Source organism: Microcystis sp. M44BS1 (genome assembly GCF_020244875.1).
Classification (GTDB): Bacteria; Cyanobacteriota; Cyanobacteriia; order Cyanobacteriales; family Microcystaceae; genus Microcystis; species Microcystis panniformis.
This window is the reverse complement of record NZ_JADBVM010000135.1, coordinates 24,567-45,473: the sequence shown is the minus strand read 5'-3', so window position 1 is coordinate 45,473 and position 20,907 is coordinate 24,567. Positions and strand designations below refer to the sequence as shown.

20 protein-coding genes are annotated in these 20,907 nt (G+C 43.0%); 9 read left to right on the top strand and 11 right to left on the bottom strand.

Going from position 1 to position 20,907, the window contains the following annotated elements; all coding sequences use genetic code 11:
- The first annotated feature begins 22 nt into the window (after positions 1 to 22).
- Positions 23 to 715 (top strand): Uma2 family endonuclease, encoded by a 693-nt coding sequence (locus tag IM515_RS11100; RefSeq protein WP_287628958.1) that lies wholly within the window; start codon positions 23 to 25, stop codon positions 713 to 715.
- Here IM515_RS11100 and IM515_RS11095 read toward each other — a convergent pair.
- The 10 genes from IM515_RS11095 to IM515_RS11050 all read right to left on the bottom strand — a co-directional run bounded on the left by IM515_RS11095 (position 712) and on the right by IM515_RS11050 (position 9,674).
- Positions 712 to 1,491, bottom strand: coding sequence for a DUF1350 family protein (locus tag IM515_RS11095; protein WP_002770150.1), 780 nt, complete (start codon positions 1,489 to 1,491; stop codon positions 712 to 714). The genes IM515_RS11100 and IM515_RS11095 overlap by 4 nt on opposite strands.
- Positions 1,492 to 1,652: 161 nt before the next feature.
- The gene (locus tag IM515_RS11090; RefSeq protein WP_287628957.1) at positions 1,653 to 2,201 is read right to left on the bottom strand and encodes a response regulator; all 549 of its coding nucleotides are present in this window, start codon (positions 2,199 to 2,201) and stop codon (positions 1,653 to 1,655) included.
- 250 nt (positions 2,202 to 2,451) lie between these two features.
- Positions 2,452 to 4,230 (bottom strand): S8 family peptidase, encoded by a 1,779-nt coding sequence (locus IM515_RS11085; protein ID WP_287628956.1) that lies wholly within the window; start codon positions 4,228 to 4,230, stop codon positions 2,452 to 2,454.
- A 133-nt stretch (positions 4,231 to 4,363) separates the two neighbouring features.
- Positions 4,364 to 4,798 (bottom strand): VOC family protein, encoded by a 435-nt coding sequence (locus IM515_RS11080; protein ID WP_287628966.1) that lies wholly within the window; start codon positions 4,796 to 4,798, stop codon positions 4,364 to 4,366.
- 305 nt (positions 4,799 to 5,103) lie between these two features.
- Positions 5,104 to 6,459: a 5-histidylcysteine sulfoxide synthase gene (ovoA, locus tag IM515_RS11075; protein ID WP_287628955.1), complete on the bottom strand. Its 1,356-nt coding sequence runs from the start codon at positions 6,457 to 6,459 to the stop codon at positions 5,104 to 5,106.
- Positions 6,460 to 6,499: 40 nt separating this feature from the next.
- Positions 6,500 to 7,510, bottom strand: a complete 1,011-nt coding sequence (egtD, locus tag IM515_RS11070; protein WP_287628964.1) for an L-histidine N(alpha)-methyltransferase — start codon at positions 7,508 to 7,510, stop codon at positions 6,500 to 6,502.
- A gap of 229 nt (positions 7,511 to 7,739) precedes the next feature.
- Positions 7,740 to 8,024, bottom strand: coding sequence for a DUF7734 family protein (locus IM515_RS11065; RefSeq protein ID WP_002770137.1), 285 nt, complete (start codon positions 8,022 to 8,024; stop codon positions 7,740 to 7,742).
- Positions 8,025 to 8,056: 32 nt separating this feature from the next.
- Entirely contained in the window at positions 8,057 to 8,650 is a 594-nt protein-coding gene (locus IM515_RS11060; RefSeq protein ID WP_002770135.1) for a DUF3177 family protein, read from the bottom strand.
- Positions 8,651 to 8,823: 173 nt separating this feature from the next.
- Complete coding sequence (locus tag IM515_RS11055) at positions 8,824 to 9,048, bottom strand: Calvin cycle protein CP12 (RefSeq protein WP_002770133.1); 225 nt, start codon at positions 9,046 to 9,048, stop codon at positions 8,824 to 8,826.
- Positions 9,049 to 9,356: 308 nt separating this feature from the next.
- Entirely contained in the window at positions 9,357 to 9,674 is a 318-nt protein-coding gene (locus IM515_RS11050) for a DUF4164 domain-containing protein (protein ID WP_125730659.1), read from the bottom strand.
- Positions 9,675 to 9,907: 233 nt separating this feature from the next.
- On the opposite strand from IM515_RS11050, the gene IM515_RS11045 reads away from it, so the two are divergent.
- Positions 9,908 to 10,036 carry an element excision factor XisI family protein gene (locus IM515_RS11045; RefSeq protein ID WP_002770124.1) on the top strand — a complete coding sequence of 43 codons (129 nt, stop codon included), beginning with the start codon at positions 9,908 to 9,910 and terminating at the stop codon, positions 10,034 to 10,036.
- A gap of 12 nt (positions 10,037 to 10,048) precedes the next feature.
- Entirely contained in the window at positions 10,049 to 11,701 is a 1,653-nt protein-coding gene (gene mutL / locus IM515_RS11040; protein ID WP_287628953.1) for a DNA mismatch repair endonuclease MutL, read from the top strand.
- Positions 11,702 to 11,769: 68 nt separating this feature from the next.
- Here mutL and IM515_RS11035 read toward each other — a convergent pair whose 3' ends face one another.
- Positions 11,770 to 12,882, bottom strand: coding sequence for a sensor histidine kinase (locus tag IM515_RS11035; RefSeq protein WP_287628952.1), 1,113 nt, complete (start codon positions 12,880 to 12,882; stop codon positions 11,770 to 11,772).
- 607 nt (positions 12,883 to 13,489) lie between these two features.
- Here IM515_RS11035 and IM515_RS11030 point away from each other — a divergent pair.
- The 6 genes from IM515_RS11030 (at position 13,490) to IM515_RS11005 (ending at position 20,905) form a co-directional block, all read left to right on the top strand.
- Positions 13,490 to 14,011: a photosystem I assembly protein Ycf3 gene (locus IM515_RS11030; RefSeq protein WP_002770118.1), complete on the top strand. Its 522-nt coding sequence runs from the start codon at positions 13,490 to 13,492 to the stop codon at positions 14,009 to 14,011.
- Positions 14,012 to 14,237: 226 nt separating this feature from the next.
- Entirely contained in the window at positions 14,238 to 14,534 is a 297-nt protein-coding gene (gene gatC / locus IM515_RS11025; RefSeq protein ID WP_287628951.1) for an Asp-tRNA(Asn)/Glu-tRNA(Gln) amidotransferase subunit GatC, read from the top strand.
- Between the two features lie 126 nt (positions 14,535 to 14,660).
- On the top strand, positions 14,661 to 15,062 hold the full coding sequence (locus IM515_RS11020; RefSeq protein WP_002770115.1) for a phosphomannose isomerase type II C-terminal cupin domain: 402 nt from the start codon (positions 14,661 to 14,663) through the stop codon (positions 15,060 to 15,062).
- 646 nt (positions 15,063 to 15,708) lie between these two features.
- On the top strand, positions 15,709 to 17,925 hold the full coding sequence (locus IM515_RS11015) for an Hsp70 family protein (RefSeq protein WP_287628950.1): 2,217 nt from the start codon (positions 15,709 to 15,711) through the stop codon (positions 17,923 to 17,925).
- A 2-nt stretch (positions 17,926 to 17,927) separates the two neighbouring features.
- Positions 17,928 to 18,425 (top strand): LysM peptidoglycan-binding domain-containing protein, encoded by a 498-nt coding sequence (locus tag IM515_RS11010; RefSeq protein ID WP_002770113.1) that lies wholly within the window; start codon positions 17,928 to 17,930, stop codon positions 18,423 to 18,425.
- A 20-nt stretch (positions 18,426 to 18,445) separates the two neighbouring features.
- A complete protein-coding gene (locus IM515_RS11005) occupies positions 18,446 to 20,905 on the top strand; it encodes a tetratricopeptide repeat protein (protein WP_287628949.1) in 2,460 nt (819 codons plus the stop codon).
- Positions 20,906 to 20,907 lie beyond the last annotated feature (2 nt).

Genomic DNA, 20,907 nt, shown 5'->3' with positions numbered 1-20,907 from the left:
TATTACGCTAGGGAGTAGAACGATGATCAAGGCGATATCTTTCTCTGAGTCGGAGATTATCTATCCCGATAGTGATGGTAAACCGATGGCCGATAATACCAAACAGTTTCGCTGGATTGTGACGATCAAGGAAAATCTCGAATGTTTATTCGCAGACAATGACAATGTGTTTATCGCCGGCGATCTGTTGTGGTATCCGGTCGAGGGGGATAATAAAACCTGTCAAGCGCCGGATGCTATGGTGGTGTTTGGCAGACCCAAGGGCGATCGAGGTTCCTATAAGCAATGGTTAGAAAACCAGATTGCGCCGCAGGTGGTCTTTGAAATTCTCTCTCCAGGCAACACTAAAGCGGAAATGCGCCGAAAATGGCAATTTTATCAGCGTTTTGGCGTAGAAGAATATTATCTCTACGATCCCGATGCTAATTATCTACAGGGTTGGTGGCGAAGGGGTGATCAATTGGAGATGATTGCCGCGATCGATAATTGGCAGAGTCCGCTTCTACAGATTCGTTTTCAACTGGAGAGTCCCCAGTTAGCTATTTTTTATCCCGATGGCTCGCGGTTTTTGACCACCCTAGAAATCAAGCAAAAAGCGGAATTAGCCGAACAGCAAGCCCAACAGGAACGTCAACGGGCCGAATTAGCTGAGGCAAAATTAGCCCGCTTAGAGGCGCAATTACGGGACCTGGGGATTAATCTAGAGGAAAGCTAACGAGAGGCGGGAAGGACGGGATTTAACCACTGGAGAATCTCATCTTTGAGACGGGAATTATCCCGGGCAAGTCCCTGTTTTAACCATTGGCCGATCGCATCGAGGGGAGTAAATACTTCTCCGGTTTGCCAACTGACATCTTGACTCAAGGGAGTGAGATGATTGCCCGGGAGAGTTCGCAGGGCAATTAAATCATTAAAGCGTTTTTTTAGCAGGGGATTTAATACCAGAGATTGATCGATCGTGTCGTCTTGAAAACGGATTAAAAGATTGCGACGAATGGCATAATCTTGGAAAATTAACTCGTTTGTTTCTTCGGGGGAAGGGGTAAATTCGAGGTTAAAAGTGGTGTCAATTTGCAAAGGTTCAATAAAGGGAATAGCTCGACGAATGGGATAATTATTAAAGGAAATGAGGATATTTCCCGCCCGTTCCACTTCGTAGAGACTACCGATTAATAAATGTAGTTTACACCCCATACTGTGACCCAATCCGTAGATGGGGAGATAACCTTGGGGCAGACTATGATTCCAGCGCAGACGTTCAATAATATTATCAAAACGGTTTAAAACTGTGCGGGCGATCGATTTGTGATCGAGGGTATTAACAAAGGGAGTCGCGACCATAGCGTAGCCTGAATTCCCAAGACTTTCTAATAACCAACGATAGGTAATATTCGGGGCCGCCGCTACAAATGCCCCACCTAAAAAGTGAATGATACCCCGGGGACGACGGGGGAGAAAAACCCAATTACCCGCTATTTCTTGCCAATTCATAATTAGTTATCAGTTAATTAATAACTTAGTCACTCACCAAATAAAGACTACCTCATATTATACTAAATCCTGTTTAAAACGGATAGGAGATTAGCCCGAGATTTGCCCGCTGGATAAAGATAACTGCTTGCCCAAGTTATAAAAAATCGGGATGAATAGTTCTAGGGCAGTTTTTTCTTAATAAAAGCCACTAATTGCGACATTTGTTTCTTCATAGTTTCCATTTCTGTTTGCATTTGGGCAATTTGGGACTGGAGAGTCTGAATATCGGTGCTATAATCCCCAGTGAGTTTCTCTAGTTTCGGGCTAAAAACTGTTGGTTTGGGAGAATATTGTTTGGCCTTAGCCATCGCTTCTTTAATCGCTTGTACCAATTGTTTTTGGTCGAAAGGCTTCTCAATAAAGGCAAAATGCGGGAAAGGTTCGGGGATTTTCTCTACTACCTCCTCTTTCCGTCCCGACATTAACACTAGGGGGATACTTTTGAGATTATCTTCGGTTTGGATTTGCTGAAACACCTCCCAACCGCTCATTTTCGGGAGAAGGAAGTCCAAAATAATCAAATTCGGGTTTTCGGTACGGATGAGATGATAGCCCTCTAATCCGTCTTTAGCTTCGAGTAATTCAAAGTTACCCTCTGGTAACATATCGCGAACGTGCATCCTGATCACTTTACTGTCATCGATAACGAGAATTTTATGATTTGACACGATAGACACCTTAGAAAAGAGACAATAGATAAGCTCGATGATTCGAGGGGGTATTGGGGGAAACTTTCGGGATACGGATTGAGAATTCCCAAAAAACCCCTAGAAACTAACATACATCATAAAGAAAAAACCTCGGTTAATGTCCGAGGCTGCTGTTGTAGGAGAACTCAATGCAAAACAAAAGGAAGATACCAAAACCAAAAAGGTTTTGAACGGTAAATCACCTTTGTTGTCCCATTGTAACCCCTGTTTAAGCGTATCGGGAGGAAGTAGCACTTTTTAGGGCTAAATAACCTAAACCGAGACATAAAAGCGCATTTACGCCCAAAAATGCCTGAGCGATCGTACCAGAACCTAACCAGATCAGAGTAGGATGGACAACAGCACTGATACCTAAAGTCACCGCCATAGCTAAAGATACCCCCACCGCTAACCATTTTGCCTGGGGATGACCCAAAAGCAGGGCAATCAGGACAAAGGGCAGGATAACACTGGCAAAAAGCGGATTAAGGGCAGAACTTCCCTGAATAACGCCTCCTAGGTCGGAAAGAGAACTCCCCATCACTCGGAAAGGCCATTGGGGTAAATCGAAGATATAAAGACCTCTGAGGAAAAATAAGCCAGAACTGCCAAAAATTAGACCAGCATTCAAAAATCCGTTCCAGGGGAAGGGAAAATAATTTCTCAGCCACCAAGCGAGGAGATAAGAACCCAAAACCATGGCCATTTTGGGCAAAACCGCCACCGCGCCGCCATCAATCCAGAAACGGGGATTGAGATAACCGTTATCGCGCAACCAACGCCAAAAATCCCGGAAAGTAATCTGTCCTTTCAGGGCCAATTGTAGAGCATTGCCCGCGTCTAATTGTCCGGCACCAAAATGATTAAAGGGATCATCATTGATCTTACGGGCTGACTGTTGCAAAACCTCTAAAACTGCATTGGGTTCTTTAATTCCCGCAGCCTTGATTAAAGCTACCACCCCAGCAACGTGAGGGGCTGCCATGCTGGTTCCCTGAAAACCGAGGAACGCCGGTTCACCCCCTTTAGCGGGATCGATGGTTTCTTGGATAATTTTACCCGTATCGGAGCCGCCGGGGGCAGCAATATCGATTCCGGCTCCGAAATTAGAATAGGGGGCTTTATTTCCGGAGGCATCTACCGCAGAAACGCCGATAACGTGCGGAAAACGGGCGGGATAGGCGGCGGAATTATCATCGGCATTACCGGCAGCGGCGACGATTACCACACCCTTACTATAGGCATATTCGATCGCCTCTTTCATTACTTGGGTTTCCCCTCCACCCCCTAAACTCATATTGATGACATCGGCTTTATTATCGACGGCAAAACGGATCGCTTCGGCAATATCTGCCACGGTTCCCCCACCCGTCCCGGAAAGTACCTTGAGGGGCATGATTTTGGCTTTGTAGGCGATGCCGGCTACCCCGTAGTTATTATTGGTCGATTGGGCAATTGTTCCCGCTACATGGGTTCCGTGACCGTTATCGTCCTCGGCATTGCTGCGATCGTTGACGAAGTCGTAGCCTTCCACAAACTCGGTTTCTCGCAGATCGGGAACTTTTGATACACCTGTATCAATAACGGCGACGGTGATCCCTTCACCGTGATTTTCTTCCCAAGCGCGTTCGATGTTAATTCCCCGCAGGTTCCACTGTTTGCTATAGTCGGGGTCGTTAGGGGCGATAAAAGCATGATAAATATAATCGGGTTCGATCGATTCGGTGTATTTTTTTAGGTCGGAATTGCGGAGAGTTTTCAGGAGTTTGCTATCTCCTGCCACGGTGTAAAGATGTTCATCGATGGAAAAAATACTATTTAAACTGGTGGTTTTTCCCGCTTTTTTGTTGACAGTATTTAACTGCTCATCGAGGACGCTGACGGGTATATCGTCCTTAAAGTCGATCAAAATTGATTGATATTCGCCCCGATTTGCTAATCCAGTAAAGTGAAAGAGCGCAAATCCTAGACCGATAATAAATAGGGTTAACAATAAAATTTTTTTCATAGATTTCCTAAGAATTTATCATTACAAGCCAAGGTTTTTTAGTTTCGATGAGAGAATCCGAGGGAAGTTCCCCTGTTTTTGTCGCAGTTGAAGATAGGACTAACCAGTTACAAAAAGTCACCTGTTGTTTATTTTAAGCTCGATCGCCGATCGCTGTTAATTGCCGACTGGCAAAAATAGCTTCGTAGTGGCGATAATGTTTAAATTCGAGGAGATTATAGAAAGGATCCTCTAGAAAAAAGGTTTTATGTTCGGTTATCTCCCCAGCAAAGCGAGTTTTTGGTTCTAGATAAAATTTTAGTTGATTGACTCGTGCTTGTGCGAGAAGATTGTCCCAATCCCTGGCATTCGGCAGAATTAGACCAAAATGGCGCGGATAAATGCTATTTTGGGGAGTAAGAGGCATTTCAGTGACGTGAGCGACTACCTGATGACCATAGAAATTTAAGATTATCGCTTTCTCGGTTTCCCTTCCCGCTAAACAACCTAAACCATCACAGTAAAAGCTTTTAGCGGTGGACACATCGGTAATCGGAATAGCGAGATGAAAAATTGCAGGTTGATTCATGGCGATCGAGTTTATCGGCATTCTACTAGGTTCCATTGTAGTGATCGAGGGGCGACTTTTCCGAAAATTTTTTCTTGAAATTGGCAATTAGCTAAGATTGGCTAAATAAATCTAAAAATCTTGTTTAATAATATCTTTAGGCTTTTTTGACATCAAAAAGTGCCGACTCTTAGAGTAATCGCAGGGAAATTTTAGGCACTTTTTCCCTGAAAATCGATAAAACCCCACACCCTACACCCCACACCCCCCTGCCCCCCCGATGTCGGGGGGGTTGGGGGGGTCACACCCTACACCCCACACCTCACCTAAAGACTTTGCGCGATTCTAAAACCAGCGTGTTGATAAAAATTCCGGCGAAACCAATTGCGATAGTAGGGTAAGATTTCTGTACCGTTAGTCACCCAAGCTCCTCCTAACATCATTTTATGTTGACTATTAAAGAAAGGAGTGGAATTGTCAGCATAGAGGTAATGGGGTTGAAAGTCAGTTAAGGGATTAAAATCATCTTCTAGCCATTCCCAGACGTTACCGCGTAAGTCATAAATTTCTGAGTTATTGCCCGTATTTTTTAACATTCCCACGGGAGTGGGAGAACAGAATTTTAAATTGAGGTTATAGTCATCAAAGTTATCGTTTTCTAGGGTATAACATCGATTTTTTTGACTGCCATAGGTGACTAAATTCCACTCAGCTTCCCTCATTAAACGTATTCCTTGACCTTGAAAACGACAGTAGGCGATCGCTTCATAATAGTTCACTTCTACTGGCCAATCGAGAGGTAAATCGAAAACATCAAACATGGCTCGATATTGATAATTTCCTCCCTCATCTACCAGCCAAAATTTAGGATATTTGACTCGATAATGATTTTTCCATTGCCAAGCTTCCTCATCCCAATAGCTGGGATTTTCGTAACCACCATTATGGACAAATTCTTTAAATTCTCCGTTGGTAATCATATATTTACTCACCAGAAAATTGTTAACTTGAACTTGCCGATAACCATACTCATTATCCCAACCATAAATAGGAGAATCTTGGGGTTTACCAATTTCTACTATTCCCCCAGAAACCTCCACCATTTGATTAGGACTAGCTTGACCAAAAGAAGGAGCATAATGCCAACCAGGAGGACGTTGCAGACAATCTAGAGGCAGTTGTCTGAGTAACATTGAAGATGTTTCAAAGTGAACACGCTGATGCTCAATTCCCATCATTAATGACCAGAGAGAATGCTGAGGATGAATAGGAAGATTAAGGGGGATATTTTTAATTATTTCGACCACAATTTCATAGACTTGTTGTCGATATTCCCAAACTTTAGCCACCCCAGGCCACTGAATCTGAGCGATAGCAGAGTTTAATTCTGCGGGAGTTGCCGGATCTACTCCCACTCCAAACAATAATTCGTAGTCAGGATTAGGGCTTTTTTTTAATAGGTTAACCAGCTGCAATTTATTCAGATAAAAAGCGGCAGCATGACCTAAATAAAAAATGAGGGGATTTCTTAAATCATCAGGGTTACAATAAAAAGCTTCTTCTTTGATGATGCTTTTTAACAGCAGATATTCTAATTGCCAAGCATTATCAAAATAGTCCAGTATATTTTCTCGACTACATTTTTTTAGAGAGATAGGAGCCTGTGCTTTAATCTTTTCCATGTTTTTATGCCTCTATTACTGATAAAAATCTTTTCATTATTTACAGGGATAACTGACAGAGAATTAAACCGAATAAATTTTCAGGATCGGTGAAAACCTTGAGCGGTTTTAATCCCTTTGATTCTAGGTCTTTTTCCATAGTTTCTAGGTTGAATTTACGGGAGATTTCTGTTAAAATACTCTCCGATGCTTGAAAATTAACTGTTAAATCGAGTTTTTTAAGATGAACAGAATGAGTTTTTTGACAAATTAAATACATTTCAATTTGAGATTGGTCTTGATTATAGATAGCTTGATGACTAAATAAATCAAGGTTAAAATCAGCTTGAAAACGCCAATTTAAATGGGAAAGCATATTTAAATTAAAAGCGGCTGTTACCCCTTGGGCATCATTATAAGCTGCTTCTAATATTGCCGCTGGTTTTTGGAGATCAATCCCTAATAAAAAATAATCTCCAGCTTTTAGAACAGTGGCAATTTCTTCTAAGAATTTATCACATTCAGCCGCAGAAAAATTACCGATCGAACTTCCCAAGAAAAAAATCATTCTGGTATTATCGGAAGCATTTCGATAATAGGCTAAGGCCTGTTCATAGGTTCCAATTAACCCCTGAATTGGTAAATTAGGATATTCTTTTTGTAATTCTATGGCACTAGCTTGGAGAATAGTTTCACTAACATCGATAGGTACATATTTAGAGGATTTTTGTTGCTGATAATAAGCGTCCAATAACAGACGAGTTTTAGTGGAACTACCACTACCTAATTCGATCAATTCGCAGGCTCCTGTATAGGCGACAATTTCTGGGGCATATTCTTGGAGAATAGCGGTTTCTGTCCTAGTGGGATAATATTCTGGCAATTGACAGATTTCTTCAAAAAGTTGCGAACCTTGCCGATCATAAAAATATTTAGATGGTAAACTTTTGGGGGTTTTAGTTAATCCTTCAATCACATCTTTGCCATCATCTTTAACCAGGTTTTGTCCCGTAGCAACGGTGGCTAAATACTCAATTTGTAACAGTTCTTGGTTAGATTGTTTAAGTTGCATAGATTCTCCGATTATTCTCCAGTTTTTTGATTGTTCTCGATCGATACCGAGGATGAAATCCACTTTGACAGCTTGAATGCTGGCAGCGATTATCATTCCCCGGTAATCTTACCACTAAAACGCCGCAAAATTTACCTCTTGTGTAGATAAACCAAGTTTGTGGATGGTAAATAAAAGCTGTTAAATCGCTCAAGATGAGTGCTGATGTTATTCAAGTAAAATTACTGGTTTAATTAATCAGTAAAGACTGCATTTCCTCTAAGGTAAGATTTTCTTGAATGTAGCGAGGTTTAAGGGGATGATAGGGACTAGCAAGACGATCTATCTTAATAATTCTAGCCGTTTCAGGAATGAGCGGAATATCGGGATCGTAGGGAGTGCTGCGGGTAAGGGAACTAGAAAAACCTTTAAAAATAGAGATTTCTTCCTCCTCCCCATCCACAGCAATAGTCACTAATAAAACCTCCTGGGGATTTTTGAGGGTGTATTGTTCGAGTTGTTGACCAATATTCATAGAAAAATGGCTAATCATCGATAGCTAAAAACTTACTGTTGTAAAGCTGAACGTCCCTGTTTGCCAAGGCGAATAAGAAGAAAATGGGCAAAATAGAGAGTATAAAAAGAGAGACCAACTAAACCAAAAAAGCCCAAAACATTAGCAGTAGCTTCTGAATGAAAAATCTCGCGAAACTGCCAGGGTGCTTCCTGCCAAACCTGACAATAGGGAGAATTTAGCAATTCCCCTGACATAGCACAGGAGAGAAAAGGTAGGGTAGAAATTGCGCCCAGAGGACAATAAATCGTAACTGCCCAACGCCAAGCAGTGGTGACAAATTTAATTGGACTGGCGGGTAAATCTTTAATTTCATCGTTAATATCCACCCAAAACCAGAGGGAAATCGGGATTAAAATCTTAGCTAAAAAACTGGTGACAAAACCAATCGGCCAGGAAGCGATCATTAAATATACGGTAATTAACAAAAGACTAGCCACTCGCCAATAGATAATCAACAATTTTTGTAATGATTCGATTTTTGCAAATAAAGACCAAATCAACAAAATTGCTGGAATAATCACCGTAAATAGGACGGCTAAACGATAATCTATCCAAACGAGAGGACGAAACCAAAGTTGATTCATAAATTATTTAGACAATTACACTGTCAACATTTTACTGTCTTCGGACGCAGGAGCCAAAATCAGCCACAGCTTGACCAACAAACAACAAAACTCAGGGCGATCTCTTTATAGTTGAGATCGCCCTAAAGCTAGGATTCTACTGTAAGGAGAGAAAAAACTGCTGCCTGACTGGATTAATCTTCATAAAGGCGACACTCGGCGGCATCGGGATTATCAGCACAATACTTTTCAAAGTAGGTTTTTTGGGGATGGTCTTGACGTTGGTGAGCAGCTTCTGCTTGTAATTCTTCCACCGCATCCCAAGCGGCGGCACATTCACCAGAGGTGGCACCTTCCGTACTACAGACGGCTCTGGCATTTTCTAGCTCTTCTTGAATTTTATCCTGGATATTGCTCATGATTCCTCTGGAATTGATCTATTGATACTCTAACAATTATACAGTCACCTTCTCAAACCACAGGATCGGTTATCCCACTTGATCGCCTTTCCTGTGCTATGAAGCCGATCCTAGCGCAATTTTTCGGGAATTTAACATCAAGATTTCCTGACGGGGCCAATTTTTAGCCCAGATTTCGCACTGGAGAAATGGCAGCGGGATTTCTCCCCAGTATAGACAGCGAGCAGAACCATATCTCGACTTATTTAGGCCGTCTTACCTGTCTCGATGCTCCCTTAGACGCGGGGGCGCAGATCGAATAAGTTATTCTAGGGGAAAAAGACTGTTTTGCTGGCAATAGTCAGCATTCCTGTCACCAAAATGCCGACAATGCTAAGGAATCCAATGGTGGTAATGTTGACTCGTGCGTTGAGATCGTCAACCCGCTTTTCTAGTCCCGTAACTTTGGCATCTAAGGCCTTAATATCCCCTTTAATTTCTCCTAAACTGTTCTCGATCGCTTTCTGTCCATTTTCTAGGTTTGTCAGTCGGGACTCGATCGCTGTCAGTCGGGACTCGATCGCTTTCTGTCCGCTAACGATTAAATCTTCTAACCTTTTCAGATCATTCTCGGTAACTGCTGTCATCAGTGACAATCCTCTTATAGTTGAATTTTTGCCAGTCTCCTAATCAATACTCTATCAATATTTTCTCGGTCGGGGACTCTTTCAAACAGTAATTGGCAAAAATCAGATTCCCTACTGAGAGAGCCTAGTGATCCCGTCAAAACTGAAACAGTTTTTGATTCGGTTACGGGGACAGCAGCGCGCGCATTTAGGGCTGTATAATTGCCGTTGATATTATTAACAATAAAATCTGGGTGCAGCAGGACGGCACGGTAGCAGCGATTGGCGATAAATTGGTAGCTAGGGGAGTCCCCAAACAAGACATCGTTTTAGCTTACCATGGGCCCCCTGTGCGACAATATACCGAGTTTGCCCTTGGCTAAAACCATTAATTGATGACTTTGCCCATACAAGTTTTACCCCAAGACGTAATCGATTTAATTGCCGCAGGAGAGGTAATCGACTCTTTAGGCGCTGTGGTGCGAGAATTAGTCGAAAATGCCATTGATGCGGGGGCAGAGAGGATTACCATCGATATATCTCCCCAAAACTGGCGAATACAAGTATCGGATAACGGCAGGGGAATGTCTAGAGAAGATTTGCAACTGTGTAGCTATGCCCACAGTACCAGCAAAATCCGCCAACGGGACGATCTTTGGCAGATTACCAGTCTCGGATTCCGTGGTGAAGCTTTGCACAGTATCGCACAGGTGGCGCATCTGCGGGTTGCCAGTCGCCATGACGATGATTTAGGTTGTTATTGTCTTTACAATCACCAAGGCGAGCCGGGTAATTTAGAAACGATTCCTATAGCTATCGGTACTATCGTCACGGTAGAGAATCTCTTTGGTAACTTTCCCGTGCGTCGTCAAGCTTTACCGTCAATTAACAAACAATTAAAGGATATACAGACTTTAATTCATAATTTTGCTCTCTGTCATCCCCAAATTACTTGGCAGGTTTTTCAAGATCATCAAGATTGGTTACGCATTAGTCCGGGTAAGGATGCCAGTCAAATATTACCCCAATTAGTTAAATCTCTGCATTTTAACGATTTAGCATCCCTAAAACTTGACTTAACGACTCCTGACGCAGAATCTGCTCAAATTGAATTAGTCATTGGTTTGCCCGATCGCATTTCTCGCCATCAACCAGATTGGGTTAGAATTGCTGTTAATGGGCGAATGGTGCGCTCATCGGAGTTAGAACAGGCAATATTTGAAGCTTTCGCTCGCACAGTCCCTAAAGATCGCTATCCCGTTTGTTTTCTCCATCTACATCTTAACCCTCGTTCGATCGATTGGAATCGTCACCCAGCCAAAGCGGAAATATACCTGCATAACCTCATTTTTTGGCAAGAACAGATAATTTCAGCCATAGACAAGGCGTTAGGACTAAATCCCGAACATATACCCGAAAAAGCGCAAAATCAGCGCGTCAGTCAAATTCTCAAGGCTGCCGAAGAAAAAAGCACCTATACAATAGGGGAGAAATACCCGAAAAATCGGCTGGAATTAAAGGCACTGGCCCAAATTCACCGAACTTACATAGTTGCCGAACATCCTAACGGATTATGGTTAGTGGAACAACATATTGCCCATGAGCGGGTTTTGTACGAAGGTTTAGAGGATAACTGGGAAATCGTGCCGTTAGACAATCCGATCATCTTAAATCAGTTAACTACTCGACAAATCGAACAATTACAACGTTTAGGATTAGAAGTTGCTAGTTTTGGCGATCGCTCTTGGGCAATTCGTAGTATTCCTGTTCTACTAAAAGAACGGGAGGATCGGGCTGATGCTTTACTAGAATTAAGTTTAGGGGGGGATTTACAAACCGCTCAGGTGGCTACCGCTTGCCGGAGTGCGATCCGCAACGGTACAGCTTTGAGTTTGGAAGAAATGCAGAATTTACTCGATGATTGGCAAAATACCCGTAATCCCCGCACCTGTCCCCACGGAAGACCGATTTACTTATCCTTAGAAGAAACTTCGCTCGCTCGCTTCTTCCGTCGTCATTGGGTAATCGGCAAAAGTCACGGCATTTAATCAGTTATCAGTTATCAGTTATCAGTTATCAGATGTGAGTTTTCAGTTTACTGATTACTGATTACTGTTCACTGAAAATTGGGAGATATTGCTAGGGAAAAACGGAAAGTGCTGCCTTTACCTAATTCACTTTCCACCTCGATTTGACTTTGGTGTAATTCCACTAAACGACGGGTAATCGCTAAACCAATACCACTACCCCCAGAATAACGGGAACGAGAACGATCGGCCCGCCAAAAGCGCTCGAAAATAAAGGGTAAATCCTCGGCTGCGATGCCGATTCCCGTATCGATAACGGCAATTTGTAGGTGGTTTTTGTCCCTTGTCACTTGCAGGGTAATTGCACCATTATCAGTGTAACGAATGGCATTACCGAGCAGATTAACTAAGATTTGTTCCAGGCGATCGGGATCGGCCATTACAGATGGTAAATTGGGGGGACAATCTAACTGTAAAGTCGGTCCATCTTCTAATAATTGATCGGCAAATTTTTCGATGAGAGAATTTAACAAAGGTAATAAATTAACAGGTTGCAGTTTAATCGAGAGATAACCAGATTCCGCTCGCGATAGCTCCTGTAGATCGTGGGTTAAACGTTCTAACCTGCGGGTTTCTTTCACTAATTTCTGATAAAGTTCTGGATTAGGTTTGATCGCACCATCGGCTAATTCTTCTAAATATCCCCGCACCACAGTTAAAGGGGTGCGTAATTCGTGGGTAAGATCACCGATTAATTCCCGGCGCCTTTTTTCCACATCGGCTAAACTAATCGCCATCTGATTAAAACTGATGGCTAATTGATTTAATTCGGGGATTTCGCTTTCTGGAACTCGCGCCGATAAATCCCCTTCAGCAAAATTTTTAGTGATTTGTTTCATTTGTTTTACCGGTTTCATAATGCGTTGAGAAACCAAAAAACTCAGATAACCAGCTGCGCTTCCCCCCGCAATAAATGACCAAATGGCACTACTATCCCAAGCTGTCTCAAAACCCCTAACCAAGAAAGTTCTCGCTGATCGCACGGTAAAAAATCCCTGCCTTTCTAACTGTTCTAAACGCAAAACAAACATTCGCGGAGAAGATAATTTAGCAATGATAATAAAGCTACTCAATCCCACCACCATAACGAGGAGATGGGATAAAAATAATCTAGTTCCTAAGCTTAATTTTGGTGGCTGCATATTTGGTAAAAAACTCTATTTGTTGTCAATAATATTGAGAGATTGCTGCATAAATATAAAAACCTTGTTGGCTAATATCTTTTGGTCTTTTTGAAATCAAAAAGTGCCAGCCATTGGATTGTTCGGTGGTAAAATTTAGGAACTTTTTACCCCCGATCACTCCCATATCGGCTCTTCTGGTTTCTGTGTGGAAACTAGGTCTATACTGATAGTTTATTCCGCAAAATAGTCCTAAAAGTTTTGCCCAATAAGCACTTCAGGATTCCATAAGCCAAAATTATCACACAAAGTCGAGAAGAGCCCCATATCCAGTGCTTTTTGATTGACAAAAGGTCTAAAAGTCTTACCCAACAAGGTTTTTAGATTTATTCAGCCAGCCCTAATTACTCAGAATCTTGGGTAAAGTTGCACCAATGCTCGTCGGAATGAGATGTGTTCCGACTAGGTTCTTGGCTGGAGAATCAGCCATTAACTTCTTGCCATTGCCGGACTAGCAAAGATACTCTAAATCGAAACCCTAGCCAGAAAAATTAGAAAAACAGCCCTGGGGGTGCTGGCGAGTGCTATAAAGGTAAGTAGTCATTTCGATCGCCTAATCGTCCTAACTATGCCACGCACTCAACGTAACGATAATTTTATTGATAAATCTTTTACTGTCATGGCGGATATCATTTTAAAGATACTCCCTGCCAATAAAAAAGCCAAGGAAGCCTTTGTTTATTACCGCGATGGGATGTCTGCCCAAGCTGACGGCGAATACGCCGAAGCCCTCGATAATTACTATGAGGCTTTAACATTAGAAGAGGATCCTAACGATCGCAGTTATATCCTCTACAATATCGGCATTATCCACGCTAGTAACGGCGAGCATGAAAAGGCTCTAGAATACTACGAAGAAGCTATCCAACTTAATCCCAGAATGCCCTCCGCTTTGAATAATATCGCCGTTATTTACCATTTTCAGGGGGAAAAAGCCAGAGAAGACGGTCAACAGGCCGAAGCGGAAGCACTCTACGACAAAGCGGCAGAATACTGGAAACAAGCCATCCGATTAGCCCCCAATAACTACATTGAAGCCCAAAACTGGCTGAAAATCACCGGGCGATCGGAAATTGATGTTTTCTTTTAAATTGAGGAGTCGGTCGTCGGTCGTCGGTCGTCGGTCGTCAGGAGATAGGAGACAGTATTCAGGAGACAGTATTCAGGAGACAGTATTCAGGAGACAGCTTTTATTTATTCTCCCCACTCCCCAATTCATCATTCCCACACCCCACACCCCACACCCCCCCTCCCCGATGTCGGGGGGGTTGGGGGGGTCACACCCTACACCCCACACCCCACACCCCATTTCTCCCATGATCGATCAAGCTACAGTTGAAAAAATCGCCCATTTAGCCCGTTTAGAGATTAATAGCAGCGAAGAAGAACAATTTGCCCTGCAATTAAGCGGAATCCTCGATTATTTCGAGCAGTTAAGCGAATTAGACACGGAAAATGTGCCACCCACCACGCGAGCGATCGAAATTCAAAATATCACTCGCGCCGATGGTAATAGACCTTACCCCGATCACGAGGTCTTAGTGCAGGAATCGCCGGCTCCAGAAGGGGATTATTTCCGGGTTCCCCGTATTCTCAACACCGACGAAGAGTGAATTAGTGATCAGTGATCAGATGTGAGTTTTCGGTTTACTGTTTACTGATCACTGATTTAGATGCCATCTAGGGTTTTTGCTGCTATCTTGGACTAAGATCAGACCTAGCAATGGAGACATAATATAATGATCGCATCTCAAGATGTGGTACCATTTCAGCTTATTTCGAGCGTAGAATCGGCAGCAACAGAATTTAGGCCTTGGGGTTCTTTCACGACTCTAGAAGAAGGTCTTGGTTATAAAATCAAGCGAATTGAAGTGAATCCGGGTCATCGTCTCAGTTTACAGATGCACTACCATCGCAGTGAACACTGGATTGTGGTTTCGGGAACGGCAAAAGTCACCTGTGGAGATAACGAAGAAATTCTCGGAGCCAATCAGTCCACTTATGTGCCGCAGTGTACGGCTCACCGTCTGGAAAACCCCGGGGTGATCAAATTGGTGTTAATTGAAGTGCAGAATGGGGAATATTTAGGAGAGGATGATATAGTCCGTTTTCAGGATGATTATGCTCGCCATCAGAGCTAAGACCGTGTTTAGGGAGACAGAAAGGCAAGAAACTATATTTTCGCCCCAAAAACCTGTTTAGGTCAGTCTGCCTGACTGTCTTCCCTGCTCTCAAGGCTCCTCAAGTTCTAGAAAAATTTTCTTTTCGGGCCGGGTAGCGGTTTTCCTCCATGGCAGAAAAATAAACTTCCCCTAGGCCCTGTGTGGGAAGCTTGAGGAAAGCTGGGCTAGGGGAAATAATTTATTCCTTTGCTGGATTAACTTTAGCATATAACTCTCATTTGTCAGGACTATAACGGCCAGATGTCAATTCTGTGACAAAGAAAAGGCGATCAGGAGTCGGGCAAGAGGCAAGGGGCAATGATTTATACGCACAGAAAACGGGTTTCTCGGAGAAACCCGTTTTCTGCTCATGCAAAAGGCAAAGGGGAATAAATAATCAGTTTTTAATAACCGGATTTAATATTATGTGGGATGAAGTCAGGAAACGGCTTGATCTTGTGGATCAATGGGGCAAAAAACCAAGGGAATTTGCCAAAAATCACCTATATGTACATTGGTTAATATGTATAGAATAAAATCTATTAACGATAGATAGTGTTTCCTTTAATAAATAGAGTAATCATGGGTATAATAAGAGCAATCTTAGAGAAGATGAAGGCATCCGATGGGTAATATTGTCGGGATAGATTTGGGTACGACGAATTCAGTAGCGGCATTTAAATTAGCGGGGGTAGAGGTAGTGACCGCCCCAGATAACTCGCCTCCGGAGAGAAAATTAACTCGATCGCTCGTCTCCCTAGCTGGAGAGGGGTTACTCGTTGGAGAAGAAGCCTACAGACAGATCAAGGCGAACCCAGAAAACGTGATCATGTCGATCAAGCGTTTGATGGGTAGGAGTTTTAGCGATACTATCGTTCAGGAACAAATACCCCGTTTAAGCTATAAAGTCACTCGCTCGATCCGGGGTACGGAGGATAGTCTATCGGTATGGTTAGGGGGCAAGGAATACGAACCGGAAGACATATCGGCCGAGATTTTAAAAAAAGTAGTAGCTAATGCCCAGAATTATCAAGGGGCTAACGGTCAGAAAAGCCGGATACAGGAAGCTGTGATCACTATTCCCGCCTATTTTAACGATAAACAGCGTCACGCCACGGAGATGGCGGCAAAACGGGCAGGTATCATCGCCCGGGAGTTGCTCTCGGAACCGACCGCGGCGGCAATTTCCTACGGTTATAAACCGGATTCGGAGGAGGTAAAAACCATACTGGTGTACGATTTCGGTGGCGGTACTTTCGATTCTTGTTTAATCACCGCCGCCGGAAATCAATTTATAGAATCGGGGAAAGCTGGGGATCTCTGGTTAGGAGGAGATGATCTAGATACACAATTAATGCAATTTGTCAAGGAAAAAGTGGCACAAGAAGAAGCTCTAGAGGATGTGGACGCTCTGATCGCTGCGATGCCCCATTATCAAAGGGTAAGATTTTTAGGGGATTTCAAGAGTGCCGTAGAGAGGGCAAAGATAGATTTAAGTAGTGCTGAAAGTGCCACCATTATCCCCGCGACCCCGCTGATCGATGAGATGGGTATGGCGATCACCATTTCCGTGACGATTAAGAGGGGTGAATTTGAAGAGATGATCCGGCCCCTAGTGGAGAAAACGATCGCCATCTGTCAAGAAGCGATCCGGTATTCCGACTATCCCGAAGATCTGATCGATGTGGTGTTATTAGTGGGGGGTTCCTCCCAGATTCCTTTCGTCCAAGAGGAAGTTAAAAAAGTTTTCGGTTCCGAGAGGGTGGTAGTTCACCGACGGCCGATGTATGCAGTAGCGGAGGGAGCAGCGATCGTGGCTGCTGGTTTAACAGAGAAGGTAATGACCGTATCCCGTGATTACTGTATCCACTTGGCCGACGGCAGCCAAGATCCGATCATCAGACAGGGGGATATATTACCCGTTAAAACCACCCGCACTTTTAAAACCGAAGCGGATGATCAGAGTCTGATCCATTTTAAATTTTATAGTCCCGATCGGGTGCGGGCAGAAAGTACCGGGGAGAAGTGCGACGAGAAAATCGGGGAAATGTGGTTAGCTCTCGATCGACCCTATCCAAAGGGTACAGAAATATTACTAGCCGTCTCCCTAGACGAACAGAATAATTCTCTATCGATGGTAGCAAGTTTAAAAAATGACCCCTCGCTGAAAGTGAGTTCCGATTTTTCCCGTGGCGGTGAGGACGAGGAGATCTCGCGACAGGTAGAAGAAAGTATCGAGGAGATAAACCGTAAGGAGTTATTAACCACGGTCGGGGCCGAATACGTCTATCAAATAGCCGGGGAAATAGTGCGGGCGGCCAATCAAATCCGCGGAGAGGATGGAAAATCGCGGCAAGATCGGGTCAAGGTGGCCAGGGAAAAATTACGGGAGTTAAAAACTTACTCCTGCGAGGATAGTAGTCAGGGTCAAATCCTGATCTCCGACTTCGAGTTCGTTTTAAAATACTGTCAAATTCTGATTCCGGAAGAACAAAAGGCACGCATCGAACAACTGATAGAAGATTTAAATAGGGCTATCAATAACGGTAATCTTTCGGCTATACAGCGATTAAATGAAACAGCAATACAGGAGAGGAAAAATTTATCCGAATTGTTGTTGCTGCTGCTATTGTGTCGTAGCGTCATCACCCGTACTGGAGTGGTAAATCAAGCCAGCGCGGATAGTATGGCGAGAAAATTCCTAGGGGTGATCACCGCTTTGCAAGCGGGGGATCGAGAAACGGCGGAACGAGAATTACAGCGATTATTACCGGAAGTTCGCCAGAATTGCGATCTCGAATTACCCACAGGCAATGTGGCTACTGGATTAACCCGATTTTAATTATGAGTAAAATTAATTGTCCCGTTTGTCAACGATCGGACGTGGAGGGGAATGTTTGCCCCAATTGCGAGACGGATTTATCCTCTCTACGTCTTTTAATGGAACTGTCTCCCGTTGTCGATAATCGGACTGCAACTAACCGCCGTGGTTTATTACTGGGATTGGCTCTTTTACTGTTAATTTCGGGGATTTTTCTCGGTGCTATCGCTTCTAATCTATTCCCCCGTTCCCTACTCCCTGTCAGCGAATCTAGTCCTGTTATCTCTCCTGTTGGGGAACTAATCGGGCCATCGAAGCAGCTGACTAAAACTGTCTGCGTGGATGGGTTTAACTATCGGGTTCGCTCGGGTGATTCCCTATCTCGTATCGCTCAACGTTTTTACGGGAATGAGTCTCTATTGTCTCCTATACTTGAGGCTAATCCTTTTTTGCTTGATCGGCTCGATTCTCTCGAGGTCGGTGAAAAGTTATTGATTCCCAACTCTGATAAATCCTGTTAATTTTACCCAGTAGGAATATTATGTTAGTTTTCTTGGGCTATGCTATTGGATTTGTTTTAGCTTTTTTTCTCGCCATTAGTTTAACGGCTGTTTTTTTAGGGTTTCCTACTAATAAAGACAATAACTATTGGTCAAGACAATCAGAAATATTAACTGGCTTTGGTGGCGGACTTTTCATCATATTTATCCTCTTTTTCCTCAAAAATTGGTTGGCTTTAGATGATAATTTTATAAATTATTTTTATATCACTACACTGGTAATAAATTTATTTTGTTTTTCCGGGCGAATAGAAGGAATTAAAAAGGGCAGAGAACTGGCGAATAAGGCGATAAAATTACAAGGGGAAGATACGGTAAACCCTTTCGAGATAGGCAAGTTATCGGAGGCTTTAAAATTTTACCAAGAGGCTAACAAATTAATTAATAATCCCAAGTTAAGATCTGGAGAAAAAAATCTTAAAAAAGAATTAGAAAGAAGAAAAGAATTTTTAAATTTTTTTAAACAGGGCAAGGAGTTGGGAAATCAGGGATATTTTAAGAAGGCTTTAGAGGTACTGGAAAGCGCACAGGCTCTTTATTCCCATCACCGAATCGGTTTAGAAATCCAGCAATGTCGATTACAGGTAGAGCAAGAAAATATCTGTCAAGTAAGACTGAAAAAAGCCCAGGAATTGGCCCGACAGGGAGAACTAAAACAATCGAGAGATTTAATAAATCAAGCCCTAGCAGATTTCCAGCGACTGGACGTTAAAAACCTATTAACTAAGGTAGAACAGATAACGATCGCCTTCAATTATTTTGAACAGGGAGTGGCTGCCGAAAAAAACGGTGATCTAAACAAGGCGATAGATAACTATCGAAAAGCCCTACTCATAACACCGGAATTAATCGATATAAACCGACGATTAGGCATGACGAATATTAAAGCGGGGAACTATCGGGAGGGAATAGAACAATTAGAGGGAATCGAAGATAGGGAATCGATCTACTTCCGGGGTTACGGTTATGCGCGATTACAGGAATGGAGGAAAGCGCATCGGGAATGGAAAAAGATTGATCGACCGGAAATTAAAGAACAGATACAGCTGCTCAGCCGATATAGCCAAAGGGAAAAATTAACTCTACAGCAGGAAATACAAGAACTAATTCCAGAAGAAAACCTAGAATTGGCCCGCTCAAAAAGCGAGGTGTTTTTAGAGAAATTCGGCGATGATCCGCAAGTTAGCCAGAACTTAAGCAATCATATCGCCCCCCGCATAGCCCATCAACTTTGGCGGTCTCAGGATCGGGAGAAAATCCTGATCAACGCCGAGAGGGAATGGGAAAGAAAACGCAATTTGGAATCGTTGCACAATTTGGCAATCGCCCTTTATTATCGATCAGTAGAAAATCCCGCTACCCTAGAGAAATTAATACCCGTCTGGTTATCCGCTACGGCAAATTTAAATCTCAACACCAGTATCAGGAATGTGGTTTGGAAAGTTATCGATGACGGTGACATACGCGACTTAGAGGCACAATTAACCCGAATACTTGAGGAGCTGATCGATCGAACCAAAGAAGACCTAAATTACTACCTGCAACTTCGCGATCTTTACCGTCGCGATACTGTCGCCCTAGGGTTATTACGCGATAATCCTGTAGAGGGAATCTATATCGAAGGGTTAACCATCCTACCTGGGTTGTATCGGACCCACCCCGATAGAAATACTGTTAAACTGCCTGATCAATTCTGGGCGACTCTCTATACCCGTTGGGGGGAATCTGTAGCTGCCTGTTTACAGGGGGATCGGGTTCGCGGGGTGGCGTTAAAACCCCTAACCTGCCAATCTACTCTCGAACAGATAGCTAATACTTTTGTATCATTCCATCAAGGTTGTCATTATCTAGAACAGAAACAGTGGCAAAAAGCCGAGAATCCTTTAAAAGAGGCGAAAACAGCCCTTAAAAATCACCCAGAATGGATTGAGGAGATCGATCGACTTTACCTAGAATTACAGGAGGAGATTGAGGGTTTCGAGAATCTATTAAGGATGAATAAAAATTGGTACGAGTTAGTACAAACGACTAACTCGAAAATGTATTACGTCCGAGATCAAGCCTTGGCAATAGTCAGGAGATTGGATGAGCAAAAGATAGACGAGTCCAAAGCTTTAAGCGAACTGGAGAAATTAAAACAGATAGATTACAATCATGCCATACTAAACGAATTGATCGAGGAGATTATTTTTAGAAAAGACCTAAGGGAAGTAGGGCGATTGATGGAGCGCAATCAATTTTCCGAGGCGATCAAAAAGGCGAAACGATCGAGATCACAAAAACTCCGTCACCTTACCGCCCAATTCTGTCTCAATCTTTTAATAGATAATTCTCACAAATTACCTCGAGAATTACTAATAGAACTTGTTAGATCGGCTTACGAATTATGCCCCGACGATCCAGAGTTTCGAGAAGTATATAAACTATTTAATCTTATTTAATG